This window comes from Kitasatospora sp. NPDC127121, from assembly GCF_042677305.1.
GTDB lineage: Bacteria > Actinomycetota > Actinomycetes > Streptomycetales > Streptomycetaceae > Kitasatospora.
In genome coordinates this window covers 1-20,271 of sequence record NZ_JBHXTQ010000037.1, presented here as the reverse complement: position 1 = coordinate 20,271, position 20,271 = coordinate 1, and the positions used below count along the sequence as shown (strand labels likewise).

Annotated in this window: 17 protein-coding genes; 9 read left to right on the top strand and 8 right to left on the bottom strand. The window is 73.0% G+C overall.

Annotated features, from left to right (window positions below):
- Positions 1 to 76: 76 nt before the first annotated feature.
- The gene (locus ACFVHI_RS19665) at positions 77 to 790 is read right to left on the bottom strand and encodes an ABC transporter ATP-binding protein (protein ID WP_244293320.1); all 714 of its coding nucleotides are present in this window, start codon (positions 788 to 790) and stop codon (positions 77 to 79) included.
- Between the two features lie 233 nt (positions 791 to 1,023).
- Here ACFVHI_RS19665 and ACFVHI_RS19660 point away from each other — a divergent pair, with 233 nt between their 5' ends.
- The 4 genes from ACFVHI_RS19660 (at position 1,024) to ACFVHI_RS19645 (ending at position 5,506) form a co-directional block, all read left to right on the top strand.
- Positions 1,024 to 2,475: a sensor domain-containing protein gene (locus tag ACFVHI_RS19660; RefSeq protein WP_380341063.1), complete on the top strand. Its 1,452-nt coding sequence runs from the start codon at positions 1,024 to 1,026 to the stop codon at positions 2,473 to 2,475.
- Complete coding sequence (locus tag ACFVHI_RS19655; protein WP_063347002.1) at positions 2,427 to 3,074, top strand: response regulator transcription factor; 648 nt, start codon at positions 2,427 to 2,429, stop codon at positions 3,072 to 3,074. The genes ACFVHI_RS19660 and ACFVHI_RS19655 overlap by 49 nt, the downstream gene beginning before the upstream one ends.
- A 345-nt stretch (positions 3,075 to 3,419) precedes the next feature.
- Positions 3,420 to 4,451, top strand: a complete 1,032-nt coding sequence (locus ACFVHI_RS19650) for an isopenicillin N synthase family dioxygenase (protein WP_380341059.1) — start codon at positions 3,420 to 3,422, stop codon at positions 4,449 to 4,451.
- A 299-nt stretch (positions 4,452 to 4,750) separates the two neighbouring features.
- Positions 4,751 to 5,506, top strand: coding sequence for a MerR family transcriptional regulator (locus ACFVHI_RS19645; protein WP_063347004.1), 756 nt, complete (start codon positions 4,751 to 4,753; stop codon positions 5,504 to 5,506).
- 142 nt (positions 5,507 to 5,648) lie between these two features.
- Here the strand turns inward: ACFVHI_RS19645 and ACFVHI_RS19640 are convergent, their stop codons facing one another.
- Genes ACFVHI_RS19640 through ACFVHI_RS19625 form a run of 4 tightly spaced genes read right to left on the bottom strand, consistent with a single transcriptional unit; the run spans position 5,649 to position 11,482 of the window.
- Complete coding sequence (locus tag ACFVHI_RS19640) at positions 5,649 to 7,871, bottom strand: 3-hydroxyacyl-CoA dehydrogenase NAD-binding domain-containing protein (protein WP_380341056.1); 2,223 nt, start codon at positions 7,869 to 7,871, stop codon at positions 5,649 to 5,651.
- A 38-nt stretch (positions 7,872 to 7,909) separates the two neighbouring features.
- Positions 7,910 to 9,124: an acetyl-CoA C-acetyltransferase gene (locus ACFVHI_RS19635; RefSeq protein WP_380341053.1), complete on the bottom strand. Its 1,215-nt coding sequence runs from the start codon at positions 9,122 to 9,124 to the stop codon at positions 7,910 to 7,912.
- Between the two features lie 40 nt (positions 9,125 to 9,164).
- A complete protein-coding gene (locus tag ACFVHI_RS19630) occupies positions 9,165 to 10,307 on the bottom strand; it encodes an acyl-CoA dehydrogenase family protein (protein WP_363371204.1) in 1,143 nt (380 codons plus the stop codon).
- Positions 10,308 to 10,309: 2 nt separating this feature from the next.
- Complete coding sequence (locus ACFVHI_RS19625) at positions 10,310 to 11,482, bottom strand: CaiB/BaiF CoA transferase family protein (RefSeq protein WP_380341050.1); 1,173 nt, start codon at positions 11,480 to 11,482, stop codon at positions 10,310 to 10,312.
- A 288-nt stretch (positions 11,483 to 11,770) separates the two neighbouring features.
- Between ACFVHI_RS19625 and ACFVHI_RS19620 the strand changes: the two genes are divergently transcribed.
- Together ACFVHI_RS19620 and ACFVHI_RS19615 are read left to right on the top strand one after the other, a co-directional pair.
- On the top strand, positions 11,771 to 12,328 hold the full coding sequence (locus ACFVHI_RS19620) for a GNAT family N-acetyltransferase (RefSeq protein WP_380341047.1): 558 nt from the start codon (positions 11,771 to 11,773) through the stop codon (positions 12,326 to 12,328).
- A 134-nt stretch (positions 12,329 to 12,462) separates the two neighbouring features.
- Entirely contained in the window at positions 12,463 to 13,110 is a 648-nt protein-coding gene (locus ACFVHI_RS19615; RefSeq protein ID WP_380341044.1) for a Pr6Pr family membrane protein, read from the top strand.
- Positions 13,111 to 13,226: 116 nt separating this feature from the next.
- Here ACFVHI_RS19615 and ACFVHI_RS19610 read toward each other — a convergent pair whose 3' ends face one another.
- Positions 13,227 to 13,598 carry a toxin Doc gene (locus tag ACFVHI_RS19610; protein ID WP_380341152.1) on the bottom strand — a complete coding sequence of 124 codons (372 nt, stop codon included), beginning with the start codon at positions 13,596 to 13,598 and terminating at the stop codon, positions 13,227 to 13,229.
- 25 nt (positions 13,599 to 13,623) lie between these two features.
- On the bottom strand, positions 13,624 to 13,836 hold the full coding sequence (locus tag ACFVHI_RS19605) for a hypothetical protein (RefSeq protein WP_063351004.1): 213 nt from the start codon (positions 13,834 to 13,836) through the stop codon (positions 13,624 to 13,626).
- A gap of 305 nt (positions 13,837 to 14,141) precedes the next feature.
- On the opposite strand from ACFVHI_RS19605, the gene ACFVHI_RS19600 reads away from it, so the two are divergent.
- Positions 14,142 to 15,575: a S41 family peptidase gene (locus ACFVHI_RS19600; protein WP_063347009.1), complete on the top strand. Its 1,434-nt coding sequence runs from the start codon at positions 14,142 to 14,144 to the stop codon at positions 15,573 to 15,575.
- 76 nt (positions 15,576 to 15,651) lie between these two features.
- Here the strand turns inward: ACFVHI_RS19600 and ACFVHI_RS19595 are convergent, their stop codons facing one another.
- Positions 15,652 to 17,259 carry an ABC-F family ATP-binding cassette domain-containing protein gene (locus ACFVHI_RS19595; RefSeq protein ID WP_380341040.1) on the bottom strand — a complete coding sequence of 536 codons (1,608 nt, stop codon included), beginning with the start codon at positions 17,257 to 17,259 and terminating at the stop codon, positions 15,652 to 15,654.
- A 528-nt stretch (positions 17,260 to 17,787) separates the two neighbouring features.
- Between ACFVHI_RS19595 and ACFVHI_RS19590 the strand changes: the two genes are divergently transcribed.
- Both ACFVHI_RS19590 and ACFVHI_RS19585 read left to right on the top strand, forming a co-directional pair.
- On the top strand, positions 17,788 to 19,020 hold the full coding sequence (locus tag ACFVHI_RS19590; protein WP_380341037.1) for a trypsin-like serine peptidase: 1,233 nt from the start codon (positions 17,788 to 17,790) through the stop codon (positions 19,018 to 19,020).
- A gap of 174 nt (positions 19,021 to 19,194) precedes the next feature.
- The coding region (locus ACFVHI_RS19585; protein ID WP_380341035.1) for an ATP-binding cassette domain-containing protein at positions 19,195 to 20,271 on the top strand (1,077 nt) is incomplete at its 3' end.

Genomic DNA, 20,271 nt, shown 5'->3' with positions numbered 1-20,271 from the left:
CGCCCTCCTGTGATCCGCTCGCCCCCGGCCTCCGGCCGGGGGCACCCCCACCACTCGCTCATCGCACAGCGCTCGCTCATCGCACACCGCCGGGGGCCGGCACGGCCGCGGTGTCCCGGACCAGCCGGCCGTCGAGCAGCTCGATGGTCCGGTCGGCGCAGGCCTCGGCGAGCGCGGTGTCGTGGGTGACCAGCAGGATCGTCTGGCCCTCCGCGTTGAGCCCCCGGAGCAGGTCGCGGACGTCGGCGGCCGAGGCGGTGTCCAGCGCCCCGGTCGGCTCGTCGGCGAGCAGCAGCGGCGGGCGGTTCATCAAGGCCCTCGCCACCGCGACGCGTTGGCGCTCGCCGCCGGAGAGCCGACCGGGGAAGGCCTTGGCGTGCCGGGCCACCCCGAGCCGCTCCAGCAGCTCGCCGGCCCGGGCCCGGGCCTGCTCCCGCCGCATCCCGGCGAGCTGGGCCGGGAGCAGCACGTTGTCCTCGACGTTCAGGTCGTCCAGCAGGTTGAAGAACTGGAACACCATGCCGATCCGCTTCCGCCGGTACTCGGCCAGGGCGGCCTCGCCGAGCTCGTGGACGGCCACGCCGTCCACCTCGACGGTGCCCTCGCTCGGGCGGTCGAGGCCGGCGACCAGGTTCAGCAGGGTGGACTTGCCGCTGCCCGAGCGGCCGAGCACGGCCAGCGCCTCGCCGGCCCGGACCTCCAGGTCGAGCCCGGCCAGCGCGGGGTGGGCGGCGTCGGATCGGTCGTACGTCTTGCTGACGCCGCGGATCCGGATGATCGGCGCGTTCACGGGCCCTCCACGATTCGAGATCCGGCACCGGAAGTCCGGCCCGGCTGACGGGACATGACGCTACGAATTCGGGGCGGGGCACGGACAGCCGTCTGGACGGCCTCTCGGGGGTGTATCCAGGTACACCCCGGATTGGGGGCGCAGACCTAGAGCGCTGCACGTCACGGCGCGGCAGACTGACGCCGGATGATCAACCGGGGCCGCGGGGCCACCGACCGGAGGGGAGGCGCGGGATGAGGACGAGCGCAGTGTCCAGGGCCGTCGCGCAGCTGGAGGGTGCCGTCGTGGCCGGCGTGCGGGCGCTCTACATGGTCACGTTGGCCGTCACGGGGCTGATGGCGCTGCTGGCCGGGCCGGTCCTGCTGGCCGCCGCCCTGCTCGGCCCCGACGACGCCGAGCCGTTCGCCCACGGTCCGGGCGGGCCGCTGATCCTGCTGGTGCCGCTGACGCCGGTCGCCCTCTGGGCGCTCTGCTGGGCCACCGGGGGCGGCGGCCGGGCGGCCGGGGCCGTCCTGTTCGCGCCGGGCGCGCTCGCGCTGATGGCCACCGATCTCTACGGCGGCGCCCCGCCCGGCGGTCGGTCCGGATCGCTCTGCCTGGGACCGGCGATGCTGGTGCTCGGCCTGCTCGGCACGCGCTGGATCGCGACGGAGAACCGGCGGATCGTCGGCCGGTGGAGCGGCCGGCCGATCCCGGTGCCGTACCACCGCGTCGACGCCGGGCCGTGGCAGCGGATGCGCGCCGGCGGCTGGTTGGCCGATCCGGCGACCTGGCGGGACCTCCTCTGGGTGCTCGTCTCCGGCTGCGTCATCCCGATCACCGCCGTGATCGTCGTACTGACCCCGATCGCCCTCCAGGTGCTCGGCCGGAACGGGCCGTTCCTCCCGCTGGGGCCCGTCTACATGATGGGGCTCTACATCTCCCCGCTGGCCGCCCTGTGGGCCGCGCCGCCGCTCCTGCGGGTGCACGAGCGGGCAGCCCGAGCCCTGCTCGGCCCGTCCCGACGGAGCGAACTCGCCCGCCAGGTCAGTCATCTGGCCCGGACCAGGGCGGACACCATCGACGCCGGGGCGGCCGAGCTGCGCCGGATCGAGCGGGACCTGCACGACGGGGCGCAGGCCCGGCTGGTCGCCCTGGGCATGCTGCTGACCGTGGCCGAGCAGGTGAAGGACGACCCGAAGGCCCTGCAACCCCTGCTGGTCGAGGCCCGGATGTCCTCGGTCAAGGCCCTGAGCGAGCTGCGCGACCTGGTCCGGGGCATCCATCCTCCGGTGCTCGCCGACCGCGGCCTGGCCGACGCGGTCGAGGCGACCGCGCTGGACCTCCCGCTGCCGGTCACCTTCACCGGCGGGCTGCCCGGCCGGGCGCCCGCCCCGGTGGAGTCCGCCGTCTACTTCGCGGTGAGCGAGCTGCTGGCCAACGTGGTGAAACACGCCGGCGCCTCGCACGTGTGGATCGAGATAGGGCACAGTGACGGGCTGCTGCGGATATCGGTCACCGATGACGGGCGCGGTGGCGCCAACCCGTCCCGGGGGACCGGCCTCAGCGGAACCGAACGCCGACTGGCCGCCTTCGACGGGGTGCTCGCGATCAGCAGCCCCTCCGGTGGCCCGACCATTGTGAACCTGGAGATCCCGTGCGCGTTGTCATCGCCGAAGACCTCTTCCTCCTCCGGGACGGCCTGACCCGGCTGCTGGAGGCCAGCGGCATGGAGGTCACCGCGGCGGTCGAGACCGGCGACGAACTGCTCGCCGCGGTGGCCGCCGACCGGCCGGACATCGCCGTGGTCGACGTCCGACTGCCTCCCGGCTTCACCGACGAGGGGCTGCGGGCGGCGCTGGCCGCCCGCCAGGCGCACCCAGGGCTGCCCGTCCTGGTGCTGTCGCAGTTCGTGGAGCAGTTGTACGCGCGCGAGCTGCTGGCCGGCAGCACCGGCGGGATCGGCTACCTGCTGAAGGACCGGGTGCTGGACGGCGCCCAGTTCATCGACGCGGTGCAGCGGGTCTCCCGGGGCGGCACCGTGATGGACCCGGAGGTGATCAGCCGGCTGCTCACCCACAACTCCTCGGCCGGCCCGGTCTCCACCCTCTCCCCGCGCGAGCGGCAGGTGCTGGCGCTGATGGCCGAGGGGCGCTCCAACGCGGCGATCGCCCAGCAGTTGGTGATCACCGAGCGGGCCGTCGCCAAGCACACCGCGTCGATCTTCGTCCGACTCGACCTCCAGCCCTCCGACGACGACAACCGCCGCGTCCTGGCCGTGCTGGCCTACCTCAACAACGGCTGAGAGGGGCGACGCACCAAGGCTTTCCACCCCTCCCACCCCTTGAAGGGCCACCGCCAAGTGAGAGACCGCCCTCCGCTGCAGGGGGCTCGCCCGCTCCGGTCAAGGTCATCTACGCTGGTGACGTGCTCATCCTTGTTCGCCGTCGCCACGTGGACCTGCTCCGCGTGACAAGCATGTCCTGTCGACGCTCCAGCTGAACCTCGCGCCACCCACCCTCAAGGGCAGCCTCCACCCGGCCGCCTCCACCTCCCGGCTCCCGGAGCACCCGCCGCACCAGGCGGCCACTCCGGCCATCCCCCGGTCGATCACCGGGACAGGCCGGGACGAGACCAGCGGATGTCACACATGTCGCAGCAGTACACCCCCATATCCGACTCCCTCCCGGTGATCGACCTCTCGCTCGCCGACGGCGGCCCGGACGACCGCCGCCGACTGCACGACGAACTCCGTGCCGCAGCCACCGACGTCGGGTTCTTCCAGCTCGTCGGCCACGGCATCACCCCGGAGGAGACGGCCGCGCTCACCGACGCGATGCGCGCCTTCTTCGACCTCCCCGAGGCCGACCGGCTCGCCGTGAGCAACCTCAACTCCCCCCACTACCGCGGCTACACCCGCACCGGCGACGAGCGCACCGGCGGCAGCCAGGACTGGCGCGACCAGCTGGACATCGGCGCCGAGCTGCCCCCGCACGTGCCCGGCACCGGCGAGCCCCCGTACTGGTGGCTGGAGGGCCCCAACCAGTGGCCCGCGGCGCTCCCCGAGCTGCGCACCGCCGCGCTCGGCTGGATCGACCACCTCAGCGACACCGCCCGCCGGCTGCTGCACGAGCTCCTCACCGCGATCGGCGCCCGCCCCGACTTCTACGACGAGGCCTTCGCCGGCCACCCCCACCTGCGGCTCAAGCTGGTCCGCTACCCCGGCACCGCTCCGGACGGCGCCGGCCAGGGCGTCGGCGCCCACAAGGACTACGGCTTCATCACACTGCTGCTCCAGGACACCGTCGGCGGCCTCCAGGTCGAGCGCCCGGACGGCACCTTCCTGGAGGTCCCGCCGATGCCGGGCGCCTTCGTCGTCAACCTCGGCGAACTGCTGGAGGTGGCCACCGACGGCTACCTCAAGGCCACCAACCACCGCGTGGTCAGCCCGGTCGGCGCCCGCGAGCGCTTCTCCGTCCCGTTCTTCTACAACCCCCGCCTCGACGCCCACATCGAGCCGCTGGACTTCCCGTTCGCCCGGCACGCCCCCGGCGCCACCGCGGATCCGGACAACCCGCTGTTCGCCGAGTTCGGTCTCAACGAGTGGAAGGGCTACACCCGGGCCCACCCCGAGGTCACCCGCCGCCACCACGCCGACCTGGCCGACGCCGCCTCCCGGTAGCCCCACACCCCGGAGGCCGAGACCGGTCGCGCCGCAGCACAGAAGCAGCACCGGCCAGAGCCGGCCCCGGCCAGAAGCAGCGCGGGCCAGAAGCAGCACCGGCCAGAACAGGCTCCGGCCAGAGGCACCAGCACCCCGAGTCCGCCCCCGCCGCTCCCCAGCGGCGGGGGCGGACTCACGTGTGCGGCGGGCCACCGTCGCCGGTGGAGCAGCCGGTGGAGCATCCGGTAGACCAGGGGGACGGGCACTGTCACACTGCTGCTGTCACAGTGGAAGTGTGCCAGTGCAGGAGGCGGCAGATGGGGGAGCTCGGGGCCGTGGGAGACGGGGGCGGGGTGCGGCTGACGGTCGACGAACTGGCGGCGCGGGCCGGGGTGACGGTCCGGACGGTGCGGTTCTACGGAACGAAGGGCCTGCTGCCACCACCGGAGTTGGGGCCGCGCCGGGTCGGGCTGTACGGGGCGGCGCACCTGGACCGGCTGGAGCTGATCGAGGAGTTGCAGCGTCAGGGGTTGACGTTGGCCGCGATCGAGCGGTACCTGGCCCGGCTGCCGGAGGACAGCACGCCGCTGGACCTGGCGATCCACCGGGCGCTGGTGGCGTCCTGGACGCCCGAGGCGGCGGAGGAACTGGGCCGGGCGCAGTTGGAGCGGCGGGCCGGGCGGGGGCTGTCGGAGGAGCAGGTGGAACGCCTGGTCGCGATGGGGGCGTTGGAGCGGACGGCCGATCCGGAGCTGTTCCGGGTGGATCCGGGCCTGCTGCCGCTGGGGGTGCGGATCCTGGACGTGCCGATCCCGTTGGAGACGCTGCTGGCCGCGCGGGCGGTGGTGTTGGAGCACAGCCGGGCGACGGCCCGGGAGTTGCAGCGGCTGTTCCGGGAGACGGTGTGGCGGCCCTACCGGGAGAGCGAGCCGGCGCCGGACGAGCTGGCCCTGATGAGGGCGCTGACGGACCACATCCAGCCGATGGTGGCGCAGGCACTGGTCACGGCGTTCCAGCGCTCGCTGCGGGAGGAACTCGGCGAGGAACTGCGGGAGGACTCGGCGGGGAGCTGAACGGGGAGCTCGGCGGGGAACTCAGCAGGGAGCTGAGCAAGGAGCTCGGCGAGGACCTGGGCAGGGACCTGGGCAGGGAACCGCAGGAGGAGCCGGGTGGGGGCCGTCCGACACCCGGCCCCCACCCGCTCAGGACTGACGGTCAGTCGGTGAAGGTGCGCCCCTCCGCCGCGATCCGCTCCAGCAGCGCCGGCGGCGCGAACCGTTCGCCGTAGGCGGCGGCGAGTTCGCGGGCCCGGGCCGCGAAGCCGGCCGGGCCGCCCTCGTACCCGTTGATGTACTGGAACACGCCGCCCGTCCAGGCCGGGAAGCCGATGCCGAGGATGGAGCCCACGTTGGCGTCGGCGACCGAGGTCAGCACGCCCTCCTCCAGGCAGCGCACCGAGTCCAGCGCCTCGCTGAACAGCATCCGCTCCTTGAGGTCCTCGAAGGGGAGGCCCTCGGAGGGGAGGTCCGCGAAGGGGAGGTCCGCGAAGGGGAGGTCCGCGGCCGGCTCGCCGAAGTGCTCGCGCAGCCCCGGCCAGAGCCGCCCGCGCTTGCCGTCCTCGCCGTACTCGTAGAAGCCGGCGCCGCCGCTGCGCCCGGGGCGGCCGAACTCGTCGACCATCCGGTCGACCACCGCGTCGGCCGGGTGGGGCGTCCAGCTGCCGCCGGCGGCCTCGACCGCGCGCCGGTACTCGTCGCGGATCTTGCGCGGCAGGGTGAGGGTGAGCTCGTCCATCAGCGAGAGCACCTTGGCGGGGTAGCCGGCCTGGGCGGCGGCCTGCTCGATGCTGGCCGGGGGGACGCCCTCGCCGACCATGGCGACGCCCTCGTTGAGGAACTGGCCGATGACCCGCGAGGTGAAGAAGCCGCGCGAGTCGTTGACCACGATCGGGGTCCGGTCGATCTGCCGGACCAGGTCGAAGGCGCGGGCGAGGGCCTCGTCGCCGGTCTGCGGGCCGCGGATGATCTCGACCAGGCGCATCTTGTCGACCGGGGAGAAGAAGTGCAGTCCGATGAAGTCCGCGGTGCGCTCGACGCCTTCGGCGAGCAGCCCGATCGGCAGGGTGGAGGTGTTGGAGCAGAGCAGCGCGTCGGGGGCGAGGACGCCCTCGACCTCCTGGAACACCTTGTGCTTGAGCTCGGTGTTCTCGAAGACGGCCTCGATCACCGCGTCGCAGCCGGCCAGGTCCGCGGCCTCGGCGGTGGGGGTGATCCGGGCGAGCAGCGCGTCCCGCTTGGCCTCGGTGGAGCGGCCGCGGGCGATCGCCTTGTCCAGCAGCCCGGCGGAGTAGGCCTTGCCGCGTTCGGCGGCGGCCATGCTCACGTCCTTGAGCACGACCTCGATGCCGGCCTTGGCGCAGGTGTAGGCGATGCCCGCGCCCATCATCCCGGCGCCGAGCACGGCGACCTTGCGGACGAGCCGCTTCTCGACGCCCTGGGGGCGGCCGGCGCCGGAGTTGACCGCCTGGAGGTCGAAGAACAGCGCCTGGATCATGTTCTTGCTGGTCTGTCCGCAGGCGAGCTCGGTGAAGTAGCGGGCCTCGATCGCCATCGCGGTGTCGATGTCGACCTGGGCGCTCTCCACGGCGGCGGCCAGGATGTTGCGCGGGGCCGGGTAGGGCGCGCCGTTCAGCTGCTTACGCAGGTTGGCCGGGAAGGCGGGCAGGTTGGCGGCGAACGCCGGGGTCGCGGGGGTGCCGCCGGGGATCTTGTGGCCCTTGACGTCCCAGGGCTGGACGGCGGTCGGGTTGGCCTCGATCCAGGACCGCGCCCGGGCGGTCAACTCCTCCGGGGTGGCGACGAGTTCGTGGACGAGTCCGTGTCCCAGGGCCTGCGCCGGACGGTACTGGCGGCCCTCCAGGAGGAACTTCAGCAGGGCGTCGGTGATGCCGAACAGCCGTACGGTGCGGACCACTCCGCCGCCGCCCGGCAGCAGGCCGAGGGTGACCTCGGGCAGGCCGAGCCGGCTGGCGGGGTTGTCCAGGGCGATCCGGTGGTGGCAGGCGAGGGCGATCTCCAGGCCGCCGCCGAGCGCGCTGCCGTTGACGGCGGCGACGACCGGCTTGCCGAGGGTCTCCAGCCTGCGCAGCGCGCGCTTGATCCGCTGGGACTTCTCGAAGACGGCGGCGGCGTCCTCGGGGCGGGCGGCGGAGAGCAGCCGGAGGTCTCCCCCGGCGAAGAAGGTCTTCTTCCCGGAGGTGACGATCACGCCGCGCAGCCCGTCGGCGGCGGCGAGGCCGGCCAGCCGGTCGACGACGGCGTCGAGGTCGGTGGTGAAGGCCTCGTTCATGGTGTTGACGGACTGGGTCGGGTCGTCGAGGACGAGGGTGACCACGCCGTCCTGGTCCTGCTCCCAGCGGATGGTGGTGGTGTCGCTCATGAGTTCAGGGTCTCCGAGGGGATCCGAGGGACAGTGGGTCAGATGCGCTCGACGATGGTGGCGACGCCCATGCCGCCGCCCACGCACAGGGTGATCAGGCCGTAGCGCAGGTCGCGCCGCTCCAACTCGTCGATCACGGTGCCGAGCAGCATCGCGCCGGTGGCGCCGAGCGGGTGGCCGAGGGCGATCGCGCCGCCGTTGACGTTGACCTGATCCGGCCGGAAGCCCAGTTCGCGGATGAAGCGCAGGGCGACCGCCGCGAAGGCCTCGTTGATCTCGACCAGGTCGATGTCGGCGGCGGTGAGCCCGGCCTTGGCGAGCGCCTTGCGGGTGGCCGGGGCGGGGCCGGTGAGCATGATGGTGGGCTCGGAGCCGGAGACGGCGGCGGAGACGATCCGGGCGCGCGGGCGCAGCCCGTACCGCTCGCCGATCTCCCGGCTGCCGATGGCGACGAGCGCGGCGCCGTCGACGATGCCGGAGGAGTTGCCGGCGTGGTGGACGTGGTCGATGGCCTCGACCCAGTGGTACTTCTGCAGGGCGACGGCGTCGAAGCCACCGGCCTCGCCGATGCCGGCGAAGGAGGGCTTGAGGCCGGCCAGGGTCTCGACGGTGGTGCCGGGGCGGATGAACTCGTCGCGCTCCAGCACGACCAGGCCGTTGCGGTCGCGGACCGGGACCACCGAGCGGTCGAACAGGCCGTCCGCCTGCGCCTTGGCGGCGCGGGCCTGGGATTCGGCGGCGAAGGCGTCCACGTCGGTGCGGGAGAGGCCCTCGATGGTGGCGATCAGGTCGGCGCCGATGCCCTGCGGGACGAAGTTGGTCTCGTACGCGGTCATCGGGTCCGCGAACCAGGCGCCGCCGTCGGAGGCCATCTTGACCCGGGACATCGACTCGACGCCGCCGGCCAGGATGAGGTCCTCCCAGCCCGAACGGACCTTGGCGGCGGCCAGGTTGACGGCCTCCAGCCCGGAGGCGCAGAAGCGGTTCTCCTGGACGCCGGCCACCGTGTCGGGCAGGCCGGCCGCGATGGCCGCGATCCGGGCGATGTCGGAGCCCTGGTCGCCGACCGGGCTGACCACGCCGAGCACGATGTCGTCGATCGCCGCCGGGTCCAGCTCGGGGTGCCGATTGCGCAGTTCGTGGATCAGGCCGACGACGAGGTCGATCGGCTTGGTGCCGTGCAGCGAGCCGGTGGCCTTGCCCCGGCCGCGCGGGGTGCGGATCGCGTCGTAGACGTACGCTTCGGTGGTCACGGTCAAACGCCTTTCGGGGCAGGGGGGTTCGCGGGAGGCCTCAGCCGAGGATGGACCGGCCGACGATCTCCTTCATGATCTCGGTGGTGCCGCCGTAGATGGTCTGGATCCGGCCGTCGGTGAACGCCCGGGCGACCGGGAACTCGCTCATGTACCCGTAGCCGCCGTGCAGTTGGAGGCAGCGATCGGCGGTGCGCTTCTGCAGTTCGGTGGCCCACCACTTGGCCATCGAGGCGTCCGCCGGGGTGAGCGCGTAGCGGTTGTGCTCGGTGATGCAGCGGTCGACGAAGGCCCGGGTGACGGCGCACTCGGTGGCGAGTTCGGCGATCTCGAAGCGCACGTGCTGGAGCTTGGCCAGCGGGCGGCCGAAGGCCTCGCGCTGCTTGACGTAGTCGGTGGTGATCTCGACCAGGTACTCGGCGCCGGCGATCGCCGCGGCCGCGATGGTCAGCCGCTCCTGGGCGAGGTTCTGCATCAGGTGGACGAAGCCGCCGTTGAGCTCGCCGAGCAGGTTCTCCTTCGGCACCCGGACGTCCTCGAAGAACAACTCGGCAGTGTCCTGGGACTTCTGGCCGATCTTGTCCAGGTTGCGGCCGCGCTCGAAGCCGGGCGTGCCGCGCTCGACGACCAGCAGGCTCAGCCCGTGCGCGCCGCCCTCGGGGGTGGTGCGGGCGACCACGACCACCAGGTCGGCAAGGATGCCGTTGGAGATGAAGGTCTTGGCGCCGTTGAGCAGGTAGTGGTCGCCCCGGTCGACGGCCTGGGTGCGGATGCCCTGGAGGTCGGAGCCGGTGCCGGGCTCGGTCATCGCGATCGCGGTGATCAGCTCGCCGCTGCAGAAGCCGGGCAGCCAGCGGCGCTTCTGCTCCTCGGTGGCGAGCGAGGTGAGGTAGGGGCCGATGATGTCGTTGTGCAGGCCGATCGCCAGCCCGGAGGCGCCGGCCCGGGCGAACTCCTCGGCCAGCACGGCGGCGTAGCGGAAGTCCGGGGCGCCCCCGCCGCCGTACTCCTCGGGGACGGCCATCCCGAGCAGGCCCTGGCGGCCGGCCGCCAGCCAGGCGGAGCGGTCGACGATGCCGGCCTTCTCCCAGCGGTCGTAGTGCGGCAGCACCTCCTTGGCGAGGAAGGCCCGCACGGCGGCCCGGAAGTCCTCGTGCTGCTCGGTGAAGATCTCGCGCTGCAACGCTACGCTCCTTGTCCTGCATCGGAGTTGAGGGACGGGACGGCCCAGTCGCGGGCCACCTCGGCGGTGTCCGCACCCGGCCGGGCCGGCGGGCGGCGCAGCGCACCGGGGGTGGCGGAGAAGCGCGGGGCGGGGGCGGGCTGGGTGACACCGCCCGCCTCGACGTAGGTGCCGCGCGCCAACAGGTGCTCCTCCCGGGTTGCCTGACGCATCGTCAGCACGGGCTCCACGCAGGCGTCGGAACCGGCGAAGACGGCCTCCCACTCGGCCCTGGTCCGGGTGGCGAAGCGGTCGGCGATCAGGGCCCGCAGTTCGGGCCAGCGGGCCAGGTCGTACTGCCCGGGCGCCTGCGGGCCGAGTTCCAGCAGCCGGGCGAACTCGGCGTAGAACTGCGGCTCCAGCGCCCCCACGGCCAGGTGTCCGCCGTCGGCCGCCCGGTAGACCGCGTAGAACGGCGCGCCGCCGTCCAGCAGGTTGGCGCCCCGGCGGTCCTGCCAGTGGCCGGCCGCGAGCAGCCCCCACAGCATGCTGGACAGGTGCGCCGCGCCGTCCACGATCGCGGCGTCGACGACCTGGCCGGCGCCGGTGCTCCTGGCGTGGTGCAGCCCGGCGAGCAGACCGACGACCAGGTAGAGCGAGCCGCCCGCGTAGTCGCCCAGCAGGTTGGCCGGGATGCCGGGCGCCTCCTCGGGCCCGCCCGGCCCCGCGACCAGGCCGAGCACCCCGGCCACCGCCGCGTACCCGAGGTCGTGCCCGGCACTGGCGGCGCGCGGCCCCTGCTGCCCCCACCCGGTCATCCGCCCGTACACCAGCGCCGGGTTGCGGGCCAGGCAGTCCTGCGGCCCGACCCCGAGCCGCTCCGCGACCCCGGGCCGGTAGCCCTCGATCAGCAGGTCCGCCCGCTCGACCAGGTCCAGCACCAGGCCGGGCCCCGCCGGGGACTTGAGGTCGACCAGCACCGACCGCTTGTTCCGGTTGGTCACGTCGTACGCCGGATCGATGCCCAGCGGCGACGGATCCGGCCGGTCCACCCGCACCACGTCGGCGCCCAGGTCGGCCAGCAGCATCGCCGCGAACGGCCCCGGCCCGATCCCCGCGAGCTCGACCACCCGCACCCCCGCCAACGGGCCGGGGCCGGTGGCCGTGGCGCCCGGCGGACTGCTCGTGTCACGCACTGGCTGCAGAACCCTTCTGGGTTTGACAGTAAAGCTGTAACACCCGCGATGATAGAGAAGCGACCCGCCGGTAACAAGACCTCCTCCCCCACCATGAACACCGCCGCCGAGGACTTCGCCGCCGCCTGCCGCCCGAGCGACTGCGCCGGTTCCTCACCGCCGGGGGCAAGGCGACCGGGCGTGAGCCGATCCCGTAGCCGGGGCGGGTGAGCGGAAATGGTCGGGCGACTGTCGGGGTAATGGCCTATGGTGCGGTAGACCTATTACGAACGACACGGGGGAAACGCCATGACCACCACCGGACACGCCACCGGACACGCCACCGGACACGCCATCCGCACGATCGTCACCGCCTCCGAGCGGCTGGTGCTCGGCCGGCCCCAGGAGGGGGACGTGGAGGCGGTGTTCGCGATCCACGGGGATCCGGAGACCAACCGGTACAACCCCAACGGGCCCCACCGCGACCTGGCGGCGAGCCGGGAGATGCTGGACGGCTTCGTCGCCGACTGGGCGCGGGACGGGGTGGGGTACTGCACCGTGTCCACCCGGGAGGAGCCGGAGGCGGTCATCGGGTTCTCCGGGCTCTACCTGCACACGCTGGACGGCGAGCGGGTGTTCAACCTCTACTACCGCTTCCGGCCGTCCGCCTGGGGCCTGGGCTACGCCGCCGAGGCGGCCCGGGCGGCGATGGCGGAGGCGCTGCCGCGCTTCCCCGGCGTGCCGGTGGTCGCCCTGATCCACCCGGACAACGTGCCGTCCCGCCGGCTCGCCGAGCGGCTCGGGCTGCTGCCGGACCCTGACGGCCGCACCGACGACGAGGACCGGCTGATCCACCGGATGGCCTGAGCCGAGCGGCCGACCTGGCCACCGCCCTGAGCAGGACCGTTTCTTCCGTCCCGCTGCTACCTGCGAGTAGAGTGCGGCGTTCCCCCTTAGCCGTCCGATACCTCCCGTATCGCCTGAAACGAACTGGTGGCCGCATGACAGTCCGGACCCACCCCGCGCTGTGGTGGCGCATGGGCATCGTGCTCTCGGCGGGCCTCGGCCTGACCCTCGGAACCGCGCCGCTGGTGTTCTTCACCGTGCAGAGCAACGTCATCGTGCTCGGCTACTTCATCGGCGCCGTGTACTGGATGCTCAAGCGCGACACCGTGGACGCGCCCGCACCCCGGCTGCGCGGCGCCGCCACCCTGTACATCCTGATCACCGGTCTGGTCTCGCACGTCCTGCTCCAGCACGGCGCCAACCCGCTGCCCGGGCTGGTCAGCGGGCCGGACAAGCTCGCGCACTGGTCGTCGTTCTTCCTGCACTACGTGACGCCGGTGATGGTGATCGCCGACTGGCTGGTGCTGAAGCCGCGCAACGCGGCGGCCTGGAAGGACATCCCGCTCTGGCTGGCCTTCCCGCTCGGCTACGCGGCGATCGTGCTCGCCCGGAACGCGCTGTTCGACGACTACCCGACGCCCTACCCCTACTTCTTCTTCGACCCCACCACCAAGGGCTACGGCTACGTCTGGGGCCAGATAGCCCTGCTGACGGTCGAGTTCGTGGTGCTGGCCGCCGCCGTGGTCGGGCTGGACCGGCTGGGAACGCTGGTCGCGGGCAAGCTGAGGTCCGCCAAGTCCTGAATGCCCGGGCACGGATGACGGCCTCCCCGGGGGCGCCTCTTCCCCAGGGCGCCCTTTCACAGAGGCGCTTTCCGGGGACGCCCTTTCCCGGGTGACCGTCCGCGCGGCGGCCGGCCTCAGATCCGCCAGGAGCGGATCCGGTCGGCCGCCGCGAACACGTCCGCCCCGCCCGCCGCGATGTCGCGGGCCAGCTCGACCAGCGCCCCGTACGGCGGGTCTGCGCCCTCCTTGGCCGCGTGCATGTACGCGGCCGTCGTCATGCAGGCGTACAGGTTGTTGCGCACCGGCAAGGGGCGCAGCAGCACGATGGTGTGCATCAGGGTGGCCGCGCACCAGGCGGCGTCGGCGTCGTGGCCGAGTTGCGCGGTGTTCACCCGGTGCCGGGCGACGGCGGCCTGGAGCGCGGAGTAGTCCCGCACGCTGAGGTCCTCCGGCGAGGCCAGCTCCTGCACGTCGAGCAGCCAGCGCAGGTCGACGTGGAACAGCATCATCCCCGCACCCCCGCCGCGCCGTTCACGCCGCCGGCGCGTCCTCCGGGAACGCGGCGTCGAACTCCGCCCGGTGCGACTTCCAGAACGCCACCGCGTGGTCCACGAACACCCGCCGCTGCTGCTCCCGCACGCTCAGGTCGTGGATGTACGCCTTGATGCTCTTACCGTCCGCGGCGGCGGCCTCGCGGATCGCGGCGAGCTCGTGCTCCGTGTACTCGATGTTGAGCGCAGGCATGGCGCCGATGGTACTGGAGCGCACCGGAGTTGGGACCATCAACGGAGGATTTTCACCCGCCGTCAAAAGGGTTTGCTGTCGATACCCCCGCGGAGTGGTTTCGGCGCAGCCGCGGGTAGCCCCCAAGTCGGGCGGGGGTCGGGCGCGCGGGATGACGCCGGGTCGGTGGGGGCCGCCGTAGCGTCGGAGGCAAGGCGGCGGAACGGTTCCGCGGGGGAGGCCGGGCGGTTCGGCGGAGGCCGGAGATGACGCGCAGGGCAGTGGGCAGGGCCGCGGCGAGCAGGACTGCGGCGAGCGGGGCGGCAATGGGCAGAGCGGCAGTGGGCAGGACGGTGGCGGCCACGGCGGTGGCGCTCGCGACGACGGTCGCGGTGGCGGCGCCGGGGGTGGCCGCGACGCAGGCCGACGGCCAGGACAGGCGGGGCAGGTCCCTCCAGGGGGTCTGGCAGATGGACGGGTACGGCCTGGTGGCCGTGGTCTCCGGGAGCAGCCTGGTCACCTACGACGTGACGACGCACAGCTGCGTGCCGGGGTGGGTCACCGGGACGCAGGACGGCGCCCCCGGCCGGGACGGCACCGTCCGGTACGTCCTGGGCGACAACGCCCTCACCCTCACCCCGCAGCCGGGCGGGCGCCGGGCGATCGACGTCGAGGAGGGCGGGACGGGCAGCAAGACGCTGCGCCGCCTGGACGCGCTGCCGGCGCTGTGCACCCGGCCCGCCCCCAACGACCCGCTCGCGGTCTTCGACCGGTTCTGGGAGACCTTCGAGGAGAACTACCCCTTCTTCGCCGCCAAGGGGATCGACTGGCACGCGGCCCGCGACGAGCAGCGCGCGAAGATCACTCCGGCGACCACCACCGACCAGCTCCAGCAGATCTTCATCGACCTGCTGACCCCGCTCAAGGACGCGCACACCGGTCTGGCCCGGGTGACCAGTACCGGCCCGACCGGCGTCTACTCCGGCCGGCGCGACGGCTCGTTGAAGTCGACGCCCGCCCTACGGGACGCGGCCCGCAAGGCCGTCGACGCACAACTGACCGGCCCTGAACAGGAGTTCGCCGTCAACGAGCAGGGGGTGAGCCGGCTGGGCGTGGGCCGGCTCCCGGGCGGCGTCGGCTACCTGCGGGTGAGCGGCTTCGACGGCTACGCGACCGGCGGGTTCGCCGCCCAGGCCAAGGAGCTCGACCGGGCGCTGGACGCCCTGCTCGCCGACCCCGACCGGCTCAACGGCCTGGTGATCGACGTCCGGCTGAACGGCGGCGGCTCGGACGCGCTCGGGCAGCAGATCGCCGCCCGGCTCACCGACCGCCCGTACGTCGCCTACCGCAAGGTGGCCCGCGACGACCCGGCCGACCCCACGAAGTTCACCCGGCCGCAGCCGGTCGTGGTGCGGCCCGCGCACACCGAGCACTTCACCGGCCCCGTCGCCCTGCTCACCTCCTCGCTGTCGATCAGCGCCGCCGAGACCTTCACCCAGACCCTGATGGGCCGTTCCCCGCACGTCGTCCGGATCGGCGAGAACACCCAGGGCGTCTTCTCCGACGTGCTGATCAAGACCCTCTCGCCGGACTTCATGGTGGTGCTGCCGAACGAGAAGTACCTCACGCCCGACGGCAGCACCTTCGACGGCCCCGGCATCCCGCCGGACATCCGCACGCCGGTGTTCACCGATGACGAGCCGGCCGGGCTCAAGGACTCCGCCCTGAGCACGGCCCGCCGCGTCCTCGGCGAGCAGTAGCGGCCGCATCGCGGGCGAGGCAGCCCGCGCCGTACCGGCCACCCCGGCGGCGGCCGCCCGCGCCGTGCCGTGCCGGCTACATCGGATCCACCCCCCGCAGTTCGCCGTCCAGCTCCAGCCACCGGGTGAGGCCCAGGCCGCGCAGGAACGGCACGTCGTGGCTGGCCACGATCAGCGCGCCCTGGTAGGCGGCGAGCGCCTGGGTGAGCTGGCGGACGCTGGCGAGGTCCAGATTGTTGGTCGGCTCGTCGAGCAGCAGCAGCTGCGGCGGCGGGTCGGCCAGCAGCAGCGCGGCCAGGGTGGCCCGGAACCGCTCGCCGCCGGAGAGGGTCGCGGCGGGCTGGTCGGCCCGGCCGCCGCGGAACAGGAAGCGGGCCAGCCGGGCACGGATCGCGTTGTCCCCGGCGGCGGGGGCGAACAGCTTGACGTTCTCCGCCACGGTCAGCTTGTCGTCCAGCAGGTCGAGCCGCTGCGGCAGGTGGCGCAACGGCACCGGGGTACTGACCTCGCCCTCCAGCGGGGCGAGTTCGCCCGCGATGGTGCGCAGCAGGGTGGTCTTGCCGGAGCCGTTGCGGCCGACCAGGGCGATCCGCTCAGGGCCGCGCAGGTCGAGGTCGGCGGTGGTGCCGTAGGGCAGCCGGACCTTCTGCAGGGTGAGCACGGTGCGCCCGACCGGGACGGCCGTGCGCGGCAGGTCGATCCGGATCTCGGCGTCGTCGCGCACCGCCTCCTCGGCGGCGGTGAGCCGCTGCCGGGCCTCCTCCAGCCGCTCGGTGTGCATGCCCTGGAGCCGCCCGGCCGTCTCCTGGCCCTGGCGTTTGAGCTTGCCCGCGAAGATGTGCGGGTCGTTGCGGGTGACCGCGCGCTTCTTGCCGTAGCTGGCGCTGCGGTCCAGCCGGGTGCGGGCCTCGGTCAAGTCCCGTTTCTGGCGCTCGACGTCGGCCTCGGCGTTGCGCAGCAGCCGCTCGGCGGTCTCCTGCTGGGCGGCGAGGGTGCGCTCGTACTCGGCGAAGTTGCCGCCGTACCAGGTGACCACGCCGTCCCGCAGGTCGGCGATCTGGTCGACGTGCTGGAGCAGTTCGCGGTCGTGGCTGACGATCAGCATGACGCCGTGCCAGCCGGCGACCGTCTCGTAGAGCCGCTCCCGGGCCGTCCGGTCCAGGTTGTTGGTGGGCTCGTCGAGCAGCAGGACGTCGGGGCGGCGCAGCAGCAGGGCGGCGAGGCGCAGCAGGACGGCCTCGCCGCCGGAGAGCTCCCCGGTGGTGCGGTCGAGGCCGAGGCGGTGCAGGCCGAGCCGGTCGAGGGTGGCGCGGGCGCGCTCCTCGACGTCCCAGTCGTCGCCGACGGCGTCGAAGTGGCGCTGGTCGGAGTCCCCCGACTCGATGGCGTGCAGAGCCTCGCGGGTGGCCCGGATGCCGAGCGCCTCGTCCACCCGCACGGTGGTGTCCAGCGTCGACCCCTGGGGCAGGTAGCCGAGTTCGCCGTCGACCCGGACGGTGCCGCCGGTCGGGGTCAGCTCGCCGGCGATCAGCCGCAGCAGGGTGGACTTGCCGGCGCCGTTGAGCCCGATCAGGCCGGTGCGGCCGGGGCCGACGGCGAGGTGGAAGCCGTCCAGGACGGGCTTGCCGTCGGGCCACTCGAAGGTGAGATCGGTGCAGAGGACGGCGGTGGTGGGTTGTGCCATGGAGGGCCTCCCGGGTGGTTGCCGAAGGGAACGATGAGCAACACGGGGAGACACCGCGGGTACGGACCGGTACGGCCGGGGGGAGGGCGGGGCGGATCCGGATCAGCCGGATCGGGCTCGCCACGGGGCCGTGACTGAGGTCGCACACTCGCACACCGCGCGGCGAAGGGCCTGCGCGGCGGGGGCGGTGTCTCAGGACCTCAGTAGAGCAACGGCCTTCTCCTTGTCTGGCTGGTGACTCCGTCCACGCTACGCACGGCGCCGGACGCGGGCAACCGAATTTCGGCGCACCGGGAAGCACCCTGGACACGCACCGGGAAGCGGCCGCCCGACCGGATTCCGGGCGCCCGGAGGAGGGCGGGTGCCGGTCCGGTGCCCATCCGGTGACGGCCCCTCCCCAGTCCGGGGGTGTGCGTAAGGAGGCCTTTATCCGCATGGCAGACTCCTCCCCTGCCATGCCTGCGGCTCCCCGGAGCCGTACCCGAGGAAGGGGTCGCATGGCGGTTATTCACAGGGGGATTTGAACTCATGTCACCGATGTACCGGCCGAGCCGTGCCGTCCTGGGCGCCTCCGTCGCCGCGCTGACCGTGCTGGCCGCGACCGCGTGCGGCCCGGACAACAGCGACCCGGTCGTGGCCCGGACCACGGCTCCGACGGTCGCGGCCGGCGCCACCGGCAAGCCGGGCGCAGCACCGATCAAGCTGCCGACCGCCGAAGAGCTGAAGACCTGGAAGTTCGAGGACTGGGACAAGTGGGCCCAGCAGAACGTGATCGCTCCGGCGGTCAAGGGCTACTGGACCCTGCAGCGGATCCTGAACGCCAAGCCCAAGCCGATGCCGCAGCCGCAGCCCGACCCGACGCAGCCGCCGGCCCAGCCGACCGGCGCGGCCCCGGCCCAGCCGACCTCGAAGCCGGCCACCCCGGCCCCGGCGCAGCCCACCACCGCCCAGCCCCCGAGCACCGGCGACGCGCTGCCCACCGTCATCGAGGCCAAGCCGACCCAGCACCCGTTCGCGAAGAACCTGCACGTCAACGGCAAGCTCTTCTTCAAGGACGGGAACGAGGACTACGTGTGCTCCGGCACCGTCGTCTCCGACCCGGCCAACCCCGGCAAGAGCAACCTGGTCTGGACCGCCAGCCACTGCCTGAACGGCGGCAAGGGCGGCCAGTACTACACCAACATCTCCTTCGCCCCGGCCTACAACAGCAACGGCCTGCTGAGCGGCGGCAAGCAGGCCAACGAGACCGACGCCGAGCCGTACGGCGAGTGGGGCGCGACCGCCGGCATGGTCTCGCCGCAGTGGTCGGCCGAGGCCGACCCGGAGCACGGCGGCCCGTGGAGCCAGTACGACTTCGGGATCATCAAGGTCGCCAACCCGGGCGGCAACGGCAAGTCGCTGGAGGAGACCGTCGGCGGCTCCGTGCCAATCTGGTTCAACGCCCCGCGTGAGCAGTTCAACAGCGTCAGCGCCTACGGCTACCCGGCCGGCAAGCCGTTCGACGGCGTCGAGCTGGACCACTGCGACAGCGGGAAGCCGGCGAAGAAGACCGGCGACCCGAGCCGCCCGGCGATGCTGATGATCGGCTGCAACATGACCGGCGGCAGCAGCGGCGGCGGCTGGGTCGCGACCAAGGACGGCAAGCCGGCCCTGGTCAGCGACACCTCGATCGGCAACGGCGCCAGCACCTGGGAGGCCGGCCCGTACCTGGACGACGTGGCGGCCCGGATGTTCGACTACTTCTCGAAGAAGTCGAAGTGACCACCGAGGCCAGGGGCACCACCGAGGCCCGGAGCACCGCCGAGGTCCGGGTGGCCTCCCGGGTCCGGTAGGTCCTGACCGGCCCGCGTGGCCGGTCCCCGGGGCCGCGGCAGCCGCGCCGCGGCCCCGGGCTTTTCCGCCACCCGGCCCGCTCCTCCTACAATCGGGCTCATCATGAGCGCCACACTCGTAGTCAAGGACCTCGCCGCCGGTCACGGCGAACGCACCCTCTTCTCCGGCCTGGACCTGGTCGTCGCCCCCGGTGACGTGATCGGCCTGGTCGGCGTGAACGGCGCCGGCAAGTCGACGCTGCTGCGGCTGCTGGCCGGGCTGGACACCCCCGAGGGCGGTTCGCTGCGGCTCAGCCCGGCGACCGCCAACATCGGCCACCTGCCACAGGAGCCGGAGCGGCGCGAGGGCGAGTCGGTGCGCGACTTCCTGGCCCGCCGCACCGGCGTGGCGGCCGCGCAGACCGCGCTGGACGAGGCCACCGAGGGCCTGGTCGAGGGCCGCCCGGGCGCCGACGACGCGTACGCGGCGAGCCTGGACCGCTGGCTGGAGCTGGGCGGCGCCGACCTGGAGGAGCGCGCCGAGGAGGTCGCCGACTCGCTCGGTCTGAAGGTCTCGCTCGACCTGCCGATGACGGCGCTGTCCGGCGGCCAGGCCGCCCGGGCCGGCCTCGCCTCGCTGCTGCTCTCCCGCTACGACGTCTTCCTGCTCGACGAGCCCACCAACGACCTCGACCTCGACGGCCTGGAGCGGCTGGAGGCCTTCGTCAAGGGCCTGCGCGCGGGCACCGTGCTGATCAGCCACGACCGCGAGTTCCTGGCCCGCACCGTCACCAAGGTGCTGGAGCTGGACCTGCACCAGCAGCAGGTCAACCTGTACGGCGGCGGCTACGAGGCGTACCTGGAGGAGCGCGCGGTGGCCCGCCGGCACGCCCGCGAGGAGTACGACGAGTACGCCGACACCAAGGCCGGGCTGGAGGCCCGGGCCCGGATGCAGCGCGGCTGGATGGAGCACGGCGTGCGCAACGCCCGCCGCAAGTCCTCCGACAACGACAAGATCGGAAAGGCGCAGCGCGCCGAGTCCACCGAGAAGCAGGCCTCCAAGGCCCGGCAGACCCAGCGGATGATCGAGCGGCTGGACGTGGTCGAGGAGCTCGCTCCAGCTCTTCACCGAACCGATGATCCTGCACGGCGCCTCCCCCGGCGTCGTCTCCACCTGGACGCCCAGCATGTACGCCTACAC